This is a genomic window from Amycolatopsis endophytica (assembly GCF_013410405.1).
Lineage (GTDB): Bacteria > Actinomycetota > Actinomycetes > Mycobacteriales > Pseudonocardiaceae > Amycolatopsis_E > Amycolatopsis_E endophytica.
The window spans coordinates 2,362,567-2,373,866 of record NZ_JACCFK010000001.1 but is presented as its reverse complement, the minus strand read 5'-3'; the positions used below and the strand labels follow the sequence as shown (position 1 = coordinate 2,373,866).

Below are 11,300 nucleotides of genomic sequence, written 5' to 3'. Positions count from 1 at the left end.
TGGGCACCTGCACGAGTCTCAAGCAGGTCAACGGCCGATGCCGCGGTCTGGTTCCCCGAAGTGGCGCAGGTCAGTGGCCGGGGTCGGCCGTGACGCTCGCCACCATCTCCGAAAGCCTCGTACGCAGGGTTTTCGCGTCCGCCGAGGAGACGGTGACCCACTCCCGGCCGTCCGCGCCCGGCCGGGACAGGCTCAGGTAGCGGCCGCTGGCCGTGTCGAACCAGCCCAGCACCGGTGACCTGCGGCGGCCGACCACCTCGGAGCGGCTGTTCGCGGCGAGCTGACCACCGCGCAGCCGGGGCTGACCGGACAGGCGCGCGTACGCCTCGCGCGGGTCGGACGGCGCTTCGCTCAGCGACCGTCGACGCGGCTTCGGGTCGTCCGCGCCGACCGGAACGGCCGCCCGGGTGGGCGGGATGCGCAGGGCCTCGTCGACCGGGAGTGTGATCGAAGCCTCGGTGCCGCGGGTGCCCGGCGGCAGCAGGTCGACGACCGTGGAGGCCAGCCCCTCGGCGAAGGTCGGCCGGATCCAGATGCCGTCGGCGTCCTGGATCGCCACGACGCCCAGCGTGCCGTCGGTGGCCGCGAGGATCGACACCGGCGGCACCCGGAAGTCCGGGATGTGCACCGCGTCGACGCTCGAACTCGGCTGCGACAGGACCCGGAACCAGTCCTCGACCTGCGGTTCCAGGCGACCGTAGTGATCACGGACGCCGCGGGCCCGCAGCTCGTCGTGCGCCCGCTGCCGCAGCGTCGCGCGCTCGTCCATGGTCGCGCCGTGCGAACGCACCTGCAGCGGGTACGGCAGCTCGCCGATCCCCGCGGCCTCCCACAGGAAGTCGAAGGTCAACGGCGTGAAGAACTCGGCGCGGTTCACCAGGCACCGCCGGGAGCCAGGTTCATACCGGCCGCGCTGACCAGCATCTCGCCGAGCCGGTGCCGCAGCGTGGCGGCGTCCGCGGGGGCGATGGTGATCCAGTCGCGCCCGTCGTGCCCCCGGCTGGCCTGCGTGAAGTAGCGGCCCGCGTCGGTGTCGAACCAGCTCAGCACCGGCGGCCGGTTCTTCGCGCCGCCGCGGGTGCGTGCATTGGCGCCGATCTGCCCGCCCCGCAGTCGCGGCTGGGCCTGCAGGCGCGCCAGCGCCTTGCGGTCGTCGTCGGCGCTCGCGCGGCCGCCGCCCGCCGGACGGCGCTGCAGGAAATCCGCGCCCGTGGTGGTCAGGAGCTGTTCGAGCGGGACCGTGATGGACTTTTCGGTGCCGCGCGGGGCGGCGGGCAGCAGGGACACGATCCCGCCGGCGAGACCGTCCGACGGCATCGGCTGGAAGTGGAAGCCCCTGTCGTCGCGCACCGCGAGCACACCGCGCCCGGCGAGCGACGCCGCCACCGCCAGCAGCGGGTGCGCGTCGGGCGCGGTGATGTGCACGCTGTCCAGGCTGGTGTCCGCACCGGCCAGCACCTCGAAGAACTCCTCGAGGTGCGGCGCGGGACGGCCCCTGCCGTCGGCCGCGCCGCGCGCGGCCAGCCGGTCCAGGGTCTGCCGTCGCAGGTCGGCGCGCTCATCCATGGTCGCACCGTGCGAGCGCACCTCAAGCGGATACGGCAGTTCGCCTGCTCCGAACGACTCCCAGAGGAAGTCCAGCTCCAGCGGAGTGAGCAGCTCCGCTCGCACCATCAAGTCCCTCTTTTCGGGTTCGCGCGCGTGCGCCGGGTCAGCGGTCGTCCTCGTCGTCGTTCCAGGCACCGATGACCGGCGGCGCCGTCGCCACGTTGGCGCCGAACGCCTCGTCGGGGTCGGCCTCGACGAGGAAGGACGCACGGGTGTGCTCCTCGTCCTCCGCGCCGTGCGCGCCACCGGCACCCATGCCACCACCCATACCGGACGCGGGCGGGGTGGTGCTGCCGCCGCCGATGGTGCCACCGCTGGACATCAGGCCCTGCTGCTGGGCCTGCTGCTGCGCGGCGCTCTGGGCGTGCTGCTGGGACTGGTCCGAGCTGGCCGCGGTCTCGTCGGCCGGACGCTCCTTGGCCCCGGACTTGCTGCCCCGGCCGAGCGCGGCCTTGCCGCCCACCGCGGCGAGGCCCGCCGCACCGAGACCGGCCGCCGCACCCAGCGCGGCGGAACCGCCACCGCCGGAGGGCGCCGCCACGGCAGGCTGCCCGGCGCCCGAGACGGCACCCGGCGCCGGAGCCGGGGCCGGAACCGGAGCGCCGTGCGGAGCAGGCCCGCCAGCGGGCACGCCGCCCGCCGCGAAGCCGGCCCCGCCGCCACCGGGAATCCCGCCGGCGATCCCGCCGACCGGACCGGCACCCGTGGCACCCAGTGCACCGGGGACCGCACCCGTGGAGGCGCCGACGGACTGCGCCGACGTGCCGCCGATGCGGCCGTCCGCCGGCAGGCCGAGCGACTCCGGGCCGAAGCTCGGGGTCGCGCCGTCCACCTCGGACATCGCCTGCGTGTAGGCGTTGAAGTACTGGACCTGCTGGGCGTGCACGGCGCGCGCCTCGTCGGCCTGCTGCTTCATGTCCGCGACCATCGCCGCCGGACCGCCCGCGAGCATCGCCGCGGTCTGCTTGGCCGGGTCGAAGTCCTTCGGCGCCGGCATCTTCTTGACCTCGGCGGCCGCGGTCGCCTGCTGCGTCATGCGGCTGGACATGGTGTGCGCGGCGTCGCCGGCCTGCCTGCTGGAGTTCGCGATGCCCACCAGCGCGCCCTGCGCGGAACCGGCACCCTGGCCGACCCACGCGTTGCCCAGCTCGGTGATCGCGTTGTACAGGTCGTCGGCCGCCTGGTGCAGGTTGGTGCCGTGGGACTGCCAGGCGCGCCCGGTGGCCTCGGCCGTGGCCGGATCGTTGTTCTGGGTGGCGCCGAGGTAGAGCTGGTTGCTCTCCTGCGAGGCCCAGTTCGGGGGGCTGCCGATGGCGCGGTCGCCGCCGTAGGTGAAGCCACCCGCGCCGCTGCGAGCCTGCTGCACGAGCGCGGCGGACTCGCCGTTGTCGCCCAGCTGCACGGACCCGCCTCTGAAGTCGCTGCTCGGAGAAGTCATGGTGATCAATACCCCCCGGTCAGGCCTGCCGCCCGGGCGCGAGCGCGTCCACGGCGTCCTGGTCGATCCTGTCGTAGTGGCTCATGGCCGCGATGATGGCCTCTTCGGCCTGCTGGTACTGGCTGTAGAGGTTGCGCAGGGCGGTCACGTACGACTCACCGCCCCCGTCGGCGCGCTCGACGAACTTCGCGGCGATCGCGTTGCCGACCGGGTTGTTCCCGAGCTTGGGCGCCTCGGCCAGCGATCCGGCGTTGTTCAGCAGGTTCTCCACCTGGTCCTTGCCGAGGCGGATCTTCTTCAGCACCGTCTGCGCGGCGTCGGGGTCGACCCCCAGCTGGCCGTTGACAGCGGCGTTCCGGAACGCCGCGGCGTCCGCGTAGCTCCCCATCAGTTCTCCCTACCCCATGTTCGTACCGCAACGCGGCGCGTCACCCTCGTTCGCACAGGTTAACGCACCCCACCGACGGTTATGACGCGTTCCGGCCCGATCCGGTTCGGGAATTCCCGGTGCTCACGCACCGTGTTCAGGCTCCGTACACCTTCGGATCAAGGGTGCCGATGTAGGGCAGGTCCCGGTAGCGCTCCGCGTAGTCCAGCCCGTACCCGACGACGAACTCGTTCGGGATGTCGAACCCGACGTAGCGGACCGGCACGTCGACCTTGACCGCGTCCGGCTTGCGCAGCAGCGTGACGACCTCCAGCGACGCCGGGTCGCGGCTCGCCAGGTTCTTCAGCAGCCAGGACAGCGTGAGCCCGGAGTCGACGATGTCCTCGACGATCAGCACGTGACGCCCGGTGATGTCGCGGTCGAGGTCCTTGAGGATCCGCACCACGCCGGAGGACGACGTGGACGAACCGTACGAGGAGACGGCCATGAACTCCAGCTGCGCCGGCATCGGCAGCACCCTGGCGAAGTCGGTCATGAACATGACGGCGCCCTTGAGCACCCCCACCAGCAGCAGGTCGCCCGCGGACGTCTCGCGCTCGTAGTCCGCGGCGATCTGCTTGGCGAGCTCGGTGACCTTGTCTTCGATCTGCTGCTCGGTGATGAGGACGGAGGCGATCTCGCCTTCGTACACGGGTCAGTCCCCTCTTGTTTCCGGTGGATTCATGGCAAGCCTGCCATGCGTGCGGGTCACCACCAAGCCGCCGGGTAGCCAGACCCCGCCCTGACCGCGCCATTCGCCGACCAGCGCGTCGACCGACCGCAGGTGGGCGTCGGTGAGTCCGCGCGCGCCGCCCGCGACGAGCCAGTCGCGCAGGACCCTTCGCCGGAGGGAGGCCGGAAGTGGCGCGAGCGCTTCGATGTCCGGTTTTCCGTGCCGCGCCAGGAAGTCCGCCGCGAACGCGTCGAGGGCCTCGGAATCCTCTCTGAGCTGGGCGGCCGTGCGGGCCAGCGCCCCGGCGACGCCGCCGCCCAGCACCTCGTCCAGCAGTGGCAGTACCTCCGCGCGCAGGCGGGCGCGGGTGAAGCGCGGATCGCTGTTGTGCGGGTCTTCCCACGGGGTCAGCCCGAGCGCGCGACAGGCCGCCCGCGTCGTCTCCCGGGGCACGTCCAGGAGTGGCCTACCCCACGGATGATCCACAGCACGCATGCCCGCGATCGAGCGCGGACCGGACCCGCGGCCGAGTCCGAGCAGGACGGTCTCGGCCTGGTCGTCGCGCGTGTGGCCGAGCAGGACGATGCCGCGGTGATGTTCGCGAAGCGCCGCGTACCGGGCGTACCGGGCGGCCGCCTCGGGTCCGCCCGGACCGGTCACCTCGACCGCCAGCACCTCCGCGGAGTCCACCCCGAGCTCGCGCGCCACCGCGGCCGCTTCGGCGGCCACCCGCGCGGAACCCTCCTGCAACCCGTGGTCGACGACCAGCGCGCGCACCGGCAGCCCGAGACGCCGCCCGGTGAACACCGCGGCCTCGGTGAGCGCGAGCGAGTCGGCTCCCCCGGACAACGCGACGTCGATCCCCGCCGGATCCGGGCAGCCCGCCAGCAGCTTCCGCACCGCGCGGCGGACCTCCGCCACCGCGGGGTGCGGCCCGGTCACGGGTGGACGCGCCGCACCCACGCCTCCGGGTCGGCGATCTCGGACCGGGTCGGCAGGGTGTTCGGGGAGGTCCAGACCGCGTTGAACCCGGCCATCCCGACCCGGCCGACCACGTGCCGGGTGAAGGCCGCGCCCTGCGCGTACTGGCGGATCTTGGCGTCCACGCCGAGCAGCGCCCGCAGCAACCGGTCCAGCAGGCCACCGCCCTGACGGCGGTCGGTGAAGCGCGCCCGGATGGTCTCGACCGTGGGCACGACGCTCGGCCCCACCGCGTCCATCACGTAGTCCGCGTGCCCTTCGAGCAGTGTGGACAGCGCGAGCAGGCGGTCGAACACCTCGCGCTGCTCGGGCGAGCGCAGCAACTGCCCGACCGCGACGATCCCGTCGGCCCTGGCCCGCTTGACCTCCCGCAACGCGTCCGGCAGCCGCCCGAGCAGGTCGGCCACCCCGTCATCGTCCCCGGTCAGCCCGCCGACCAACCGCTCGACCTCGTCGGCGAAGTAGTCACGCAGCCAGGACACCGCGGTGAACTGCAGCCGGTGGGTGGACTCGTGCAGGCAGACCCACATCCGGAAATCGCGGCCGGGCACCCGCAGCGCCTGCTGCGCGGTGACCACGTTCGGCGCCACCAGGATCAGCCTGCCGTCGCGGTCCGGCCCGCCGAACGGGTCGTACTGGCCCAGCACCCTGGAGGCCAGGAACGCCAGCACCACACCGGTCTGCACGCCGGCGCCACCGGCGAGGACGGGCGCGAGCGGCCCGGTCGGGTTGGGCGGCAGGGCCTTCGCGGTGAGCGCGTCGAGCCCGGCGGCGGCCGAGCGGACCCAGCCGGGCCGGTCCACCACGTCACCGGGCAGCAGCGGCAGCCCCGAGCCGAGACCGGTGAGATCGCGGACGTGCGCTTCGGCGTCCACGGTCAGATCCCGCAACTCGGTCACGGCCAGCGTGGCCTCCTCGCGGGAGACCACCGGCCCGCCGCGGGCGAGGAAGGCGCCCGTGGACGCGGCCAGTGACCAGTCCACGACCGGCCTGGTCGCCACCTCGCTCATCGTGTCCACCTTCCGGGAGTCAGCGGCAGCCGCAACCCCTGATCGAGGTCGCGACGACGTCCAGTGCCGCGCGGGCGGAATCCTGGTCGGCGCCGTCGGACATCAACGCGAACACCAGGACCCGGCCGTCGGAGTCCAGCACTACCCCTGCCAACGTGTGGACCCCGGACAGAGTGCCCGTCTTGGCGCGCACCCACCCCTTGCCCGGTTCCGAGCCCGGCGCGTCGTAGCGGTCGTCGAGCGTGCCACTGCCGCCCGCCACCGGGAGCCCCGCCAGCATCGGGCGCAGTTTCGCCGTCCGAGGGTCCTTGCCGTCCGGCCCCGCGGCCACCGACAGGATCTCCGCGAGCAGCTTCGCGGGCACGGCGTTCTGCGGGGAGAGCCCGCTGTTGTCGCTGAGCTTGACCTGCGAGACGTCGAACCCGTTCTGGGACAGGACGGACAGGGTCGCCTGCGCCGCGCCCGCGAACGACGCCTGCGCACCGGTCGCCGTCGCGGTGAGGCGTCCGATCGCGTCGGCGAGCGTGTTGTCGGACGCTTCGAGGGCGTGGGCGATCAGTTCGCTCAACGGCGCCGACTTGACCTCACCGAGCACCTTCGCGTCCTGCGGCGCCGTCCCGTTCCCGGCCGCGGTCACGCCGAGACGGTTGGCGAAGGTCTGCAGCACCGTGGTCGCCGGCTGCGCCACGCGGACCGAGTGGTCGTTCGTCGGATCGGTGAGACCGCCGTCCAGCATCACGGGCGTCATCGCGGCGGTGTAGAGCGGCGCGTCGTCGGCGGCCCAGCCCGGCGCGGTCTGGGCGCCGGACCACACCGAGGTGTCGATCTGCACCTTCTTGATCGCGCCACCGCTGGCCTGCTTGACCTGCGCGACCAGGTCGTCGAGGTGCGCGGCACCCGAGTACACCGACTGCTGCCCGGCGGGCAGCGACGACAGGGTGATGTCCCCGCCCGCGACGATCACCGCGGTGTCCGGCGAGGAGCCCTGGACGACCTTCGTGCTCAGCTGCGTGCCGGGATCCACGGCGAGGAGGGCGGCCGAGGTGGTCAGCAGCTTGGTCGTCGACGCGGGGGTCCGGAACTGGCCGGCGTTGCGGTTCCACAGCAGCTCACCGGTGGCGGGGTCGATCACCGCGCCGGTGAGCGTGCCCAGCGCGGGCGCGGACGCCGCGGAAGCCAGCGCCGAGGACACCCCGGCCGCGGTCGGCTCCGGCGCCGACTCGCTCGGAGCCTGCAGCGACAGCGCGACCGGGACCGGGTCGGGCGCGTCACCCTGGGGCAGGTTCGGCGCCCACGGCAGGCCGAGCCGGTTGGAGACGTACGGGATCGCCAGCGCGGCCCCGACCACGACGACGAGGACGAGCGCGACCACGCCGGTGAGCAGCACCCGTTTGCGGCGCTTCGGCTTCGGTTCCGCCCGCGGCGCGGGCGGGGGCGGCTCCTCGCCGGTGGTCGCCTCGGCGGGGTGGACATCGCCGCCGGGCTCGATGCGCATCGGCTGCACGAGCGGGACGGCGGCGGGCTGCACCGGCTGCGGGCGGGGCGGCTGGTGCTGCTCGGGAGGTTGCGGCCGTGGCGGCGGGGTTTGCTGCGGGCGCGGGACCGGCCGGGGCTCGGTCTGCTGTTCCTCCGGCGGCGGAGCCTGCCGCAGGTCGATCACCTGGGTGCTCTCGGCGTCCGGCTTCGGCGTGGCGATGAACTGGGTCTTCTCGACATCCCGCGCCGGCTCGCCCGGCACGAACAGCGTGGGCTGCTCGGGGAGGGAGACCTTGTCCGGCACCGGCAGCTGGGCCGTCGCACCGCCGTCGGCGGGCTTCTCCTCGGCGGAGACGTCCGGGACGTCGATGTCTTCGGACGGCCACTCGGGCTGGTCGTTGCTCGGCACGCACCCCTCCTCCTCGCCTGCGGACCGCCGCGGGCAAACTCACTGTTGTCAAGACGACATCGGTGCGACTTCCCAACGGCGCGTGGTCCACACTAGTGAGAACAAGTTAGCGATACCGTAAGCCGCCGGTTCCGGTGGGAAAAGACGAGGTCAGCGAGGAAGCCGTGGAGTTCGACGCCACGATCGAAATCCCCAAGGGGGAGCGCAACAAGTACGAGGTGGACCACAAGACGGGCCGGATCCGCCTGGACCGGACGCTGTTCACGGCCACCCAGTACCCGGCCGACTACGGCTTCATCGACGACACCCTCGGGCAGGACGGCGACCCGCTCGACGTGCTCGTGCTCGTCCAGGAGCCGACGTTCCCGGGCTGCCTGATCCGCTGCCGCGCGATCGGCATGTTCCGGATGACGGACGAGAAGGGCCCGGACGACAAGGTCCTCGCCGTGCCGACGGACGACCCGCGGCTGGAGCACCTGCGCGACATCCACCACCTGAACGAGTTCCACAAGCTGGAGATCGAGCACTTCTTCCAGGTGTACAAGGACCTCGAGCCCGCCAAGAGCGTCGAGGGCTCGAACTGGGTGGGCCGCGCGGAGGCGGAGGCCGAGATCAAGCGCTCCTACCAGCGCGAGATCGACCGGATCGCGAAGGAGGCCGCCGAGGGCGGCCAGCACTGAGTGCTTCACCACGCGGAGCGCCCCTTCCCCACGCGGGAAGGGGCGCTCTGCGTCGGGTGGCCGAGCGTTCCCCAATGTGGCATTGGGGAAGTGTGGTCAGGCGCGGTAACCGGGGATGGGGTGGGTGGCGAGGAGGTCGCGGACCTCGCCGGCGATCTTGCCGATCGCGGCCTCGTCCTGGGCTGCCGCCGCGGTGACGGAACGGTCGATCCACTCCGCGATCTGCGGCTGGTGCTCCGGGGTGAGGCCCCGGGTGGTGATGGCCGCTGTGCCGAGCCGGATGCCGGACGGGTCGAACGGCTTGCGCGGATCGAACGGCACCGTGTTGTAGTTCAGCTCGATGCCGGCGCGGTCCAGCGCCTGCGCGGCGGGCTTGCCGCCGATCTGCTTGCTGGTCAGGTCGACCAGGAGCAGGTGGTTGTCGGTGCCGCCGGAGACGAGGTCGAACCCGCGCTCGACGAGCGCCTCGGCCAGCGCCTTCGCGTTGGCGACGATCGCGTGCGCGTAGTCGCGGAACTCCGGCTTGGACGCCTCGCCCAGCGCCACGGCGATCGCGGCGGTGGTGTGGTTGTGCGGGCCGCCCTGCAGGCCGGGGAACACGGCCTTGTCGATGGCCTTCGCGTGCTCGGCGTCGGTCATGATCATGGCGCCGCGCGGGCCGCGGAGGGTTTTGTGCGTGGTCGTGGTGATGACCTGCGCGTGACCCACCGGCGACGGGTGCGCGCCACCGGCGACCAGCCCGGCGATGTGCGCGATGTCGGCCACCAGTACCGCGCCGACCTCCTGCGCGATCTCGGCGAAGGCGGGGAAGTCGATGGTGCGCGGGATGGCGGTGCCGCCCGCGAAGATCAGCTTCGGCCGGTGCTCGCGTGCCAGGTCGCGGACCTGGTCGAGGTCGACGCGGCCGGTCTCCTTGCGCACGCCGTAGCGGACCGGGTTGAACCACTTGCCGGTCGCCGACACCGACCAGCCGTGCGTGAGGTGACCGCCGTCGGGCAGCGCCATGCCCATCACGGTGTCGCCGGGCTGGGCGAAGGCCAGGTAGGCGGCCAGGTTCGCGGGCGAGCCCGAGTACGGCTGGACGTTGGCGTGGTCGACGCCGAACAGCGATTTCGCGCGGGCGATCGCGAGCTGCTCGACCTGGTCGATGAACTGCTGGCCCTCGTAGTAGCGCTTGCCGGCGTAGCCCTCGGAGTACTTGTTGGTGAGGACGGACCCGGTGGCCTCCAGTACCGCCTCGGACACGTAGTTCTCGGAGGCGATGAGCCGGATCTTCTCCGCCTGGCGGCGCGCCTCGTCCTCGACCAGCCCGGCGATCTCCGGGTCGGCGGCGGTGAGCGTCGGGATGGCTGGCTGGTGCGTCATCTTCCTACTCCTGACTCCGGCCACACCCAGGCGCGCGGTGCCGGCCTCGTCGGTCGCTTCCCGGTGGTGCTCCACCTCTACGGCGCCAGTCGCTCGAATGAGCCCAGCTTAGTCGACCGGTGCGGCGCCTTCCGCGTGCCGCTTGGCGAGCTGCTGGTAGATGGCCGCGTTGTGGTCGACCCAGCCCTTCGCGGAGTCGGTCAGCGGCACGAACTTCTTCGCCGGGCTGCCCATCGCGATGACCTCCCGCGGCACCTGCGTGCCCGGGGTGACCGTCGAACCGGCCGCGACGAGCGCCCGCTCACCGACGACCGACTGGTCCAGCACGGTCGAGCCGTTGCCGATCAGGGCCTGCTCACCGATCGTGCAGTCGTGCACCAGGCACATGTGCCCGACCGTCACGTTGCGGCCGATTTCGCAGACGCCGGTGTTGACGTGGACGACGCTGTTGTCCTGGATGTTGGCCCCTTCGCGCACGATGATCTTGCCGAAGTCGGCCCTGATCACGACCCCGTACCAGACGGAGGCGTCCTTCTCGATGACGACATCGCCGATCAGGGTCGCGGTGGGCGCGATCCAGGCGTCCGGGTGCACGGTGGGGCTGACGCCCTCGAAGGAAAACAGAGGCATGCCCGAAACCTTAGGGCAGACAGAGCGATTCGATCTCTTCACGCAGGGTGGCGAACGGGCGGCGCCGGACGCGCTGCTGCACGACCGCGCCGAGCAGGTACGACGTGAGCGCCCTGGCCCGCGCCCGCGGATCGTCGACGCCGATGTCGGCCAGCAGTTCCGTGAACAGCTCGGTGACCGAGCGCAGCATCGCCTCGATGGCTTCCGGATGGTCGGCGCGGACGACCGCGATCCAGTACTCGAACCACAGGAACGCCGAGTTCGGTTCCGCGGTGAAGGTGGCGAGGCAGTCTTCGAGGACGGCCCACAGCCGCTCGCGTGGATCGTCGTGACGGGCCGCGACCCGGCGCAGGCCGTCCAGGAACGCGGTGACGTGCGCGGCCATGGCGCGGTCGACGAGAACGTCGGTGTCGGAGAAGTAGTAGTGGATGGCGCTCTTGGTGAGCGGGCTCGCGTCGGCGATGGCGCGGGCGGTGCACCCGGCCAGCCCGTCCCTGGCGAGCACACGCCGGGCGGCTTCCACGATCTGTTCCTGCTTGGCGAGCTGGTTCGGTGAGAGCCGCTCGCGCTGCCCCGGCGGGGTGACGGTCACTGGGGTGTCCT

The 11,300-nt window shown here is 72.3% G+C and carries 12 protein-coding genes and 1 riboswitch; of the genes, 1 reads left to right on the top strand and 11 read right to left on the bottom strand.

The window, feature by feature from the left end; all coding sequences use genetic code 11:
• Positions 1–70: 70 nt before the first annotated feature.
• The 8 genes from HNR02_RS11805 to dacB form a co-directional block, all read right to left on the bottom strand.
• The gene (locus tag HNR02_RS11805) at positions 71–877 is read right to left on the bottom strand and encodes an ESX secretion-associated protein EspG (protein ID WP_179773240.1); all 807 of its coding nucleotides are present in this window, start codon (positions 875–877) and stop codon (positions 71–73) included.
• The gene (locus tag HNR02_RS11800; RefSeq protein WP_179773239.1) at positions 874–1,674 is read right to left on the bottom strand and encodes an ESX secretion-associated protein EspG; all 801 of its coding nucleotides are present in this window, start codon (positions 1,672–1,674) and stop codon (positions 874–876) included. Before HNR02_RS11800 ends, HNR02_RS11805 begins: the two co-directional genes overlap by 4 nt.
• 37 nt (positions 1,675–1,711) lie before the next feature.
• Complete coding sequence (locus HNR02_RS11795; RefSeq protein ID WP_179773238.1) at positions 1,712–3,046, bottom strand: WXG100 family type VII secretion target; 1,335 nt, start codon at positions 3,044–3,046, stop codon at positions 1,712–1,714.
• Between the two features lie 19 nt (positions 3,047–3,065).
• The gene (locus HNR02_RS11790) at positions 3,066–3,434 is read right to left on the bottom strand and encodes a hypothetical protein (RefSeq protein ID WP_179773237.1); all 369 of its coding nucleotides are present in this window, start codon (positions 3,432–3,434) and stop codon (positions 3,066–3,068) included.
• Between the two features lie 136 nt (positions 3,435–3,570).
• Complete coding sequence (gene hpt / locus HNR02_RS11785; RefSeq protein ID WP_179773236.1) at positions 3,571–4,125, bottom strand: hypoxanthine phosphoribosyltransferase; 555 nt, start codon at positions 4,123–4,125, stop codon at positions 3,571–3,573.
• A 3-nt stretch (positions 4,126–4,128) separates the two neighbouring features.
• On the bottom strand, positions 4,129–5,088 hold the full coding sequence (tilS, locus tag HNR02_RS11780; protein ID WP_179773235.1) for a tRNA lysidine(34) synthetase TilS: 960 nt from the start codon (positions 5,086–5,088) through the stop codon (positions 4,129–4,131).
• The gene (locus HNR02_RS11775) at positions 5,085–6,137 is read right to left on the bottom strand and encodes an Rv3626c family coenzyme F420 biosynthesis-associated protein (RefSeq protein WP_179773234.1); all 1,053 of its coding nucleotides are present in this window, start codon (positions 6,135–6,137) and stop codon (positions 5,085–5,087) included. Before HNR02_RS11775 ends, tilS begins: the two co-directional genes overlap by 4 nt.
• 19 nt (positions 6,138–6,156) lie before the next feature.
• Positions 6,157–8,022: a D-alanyl-D-alanine carboxypeptidase/D-alanyl-D-alanine endopeptidase gene (gene dacB, locus HNR02_RS11770; RefSeq protein WP_179773233.1), complete on the bottom strand. Its 1,866-nt coding sequence runs from the start codon at positions 8,020–8,022 to the stop codon at positions 6,157–6,159.
• A gap of 164 nt (positions 8,023–8,186) precedes the next feature.
• On the opposite strand from dacB, the gene HNR02_RS11765 reads away from it, so the two are divergent.
• Positions 8,187–8,702, top strand: a complete 516-nt coding sequence (locus tag HNR02_RS11765) for an inorganic diphosphatase (RefSeq protein WP_179775861.1) — start codon at positions 8,187–8,189, stop codon at positions 8,700–8,702.
• A gap of 96 nt (positions 8,703–8,798) precedes the next feature.
• Here the strand turns inward: HNR02_RS11765 and glyA are convergent, their stop codons facing one another.
• The 3 genes from glyA to HNR02_RS11750 form a co-directional block, all read right to left on the bottom strand.
• Positions 8,799–10,067 (bottom strand): serine hydroxymethyltransferase, encoded by a 1,269-nt coding sequence (gene glyA / locus HNR02_RS11760; protein ID WP_179773232.1) that lies wholly within the window; start codon positions 10,065–10,067, stop codon positions 8,799–8,801.
• Between the two features lie 17 nt (positions 10,068–10,084).
• A riboswitch (ZMP/ZTP riboswitch) is annotated at positions 10,085–10,170 on the bottom strand.
• A gap of 5 nt (positions 10,171–10,175) precedes the next feature.
• On the bottom strand, positions 10,176–10,697 hold the full coding sequence (locus tag HNR02_RS11755) for a gamma carbonic anhydrase family protein (RefSeq protein WP_179773231.1): 522 nt from the start codon (positions 10,695–10,697) through the stop codon (positions 10,176–10,178).
• A gap of 10 nt (positions 10,698–10,707) precedes the next feature.
• Entirely contained in the window at positions 10,708–11,289 is a 582-nt protein-coding gene (locus HNR02_RS11750; RefSeq protein ID WP_179773230.1) for a TetR/AcrR family transcriptional regulator, read from the bottom strand.
• Between the last annotated feature and the right edge of the window lie 11 nt (positions 11,290–11,300).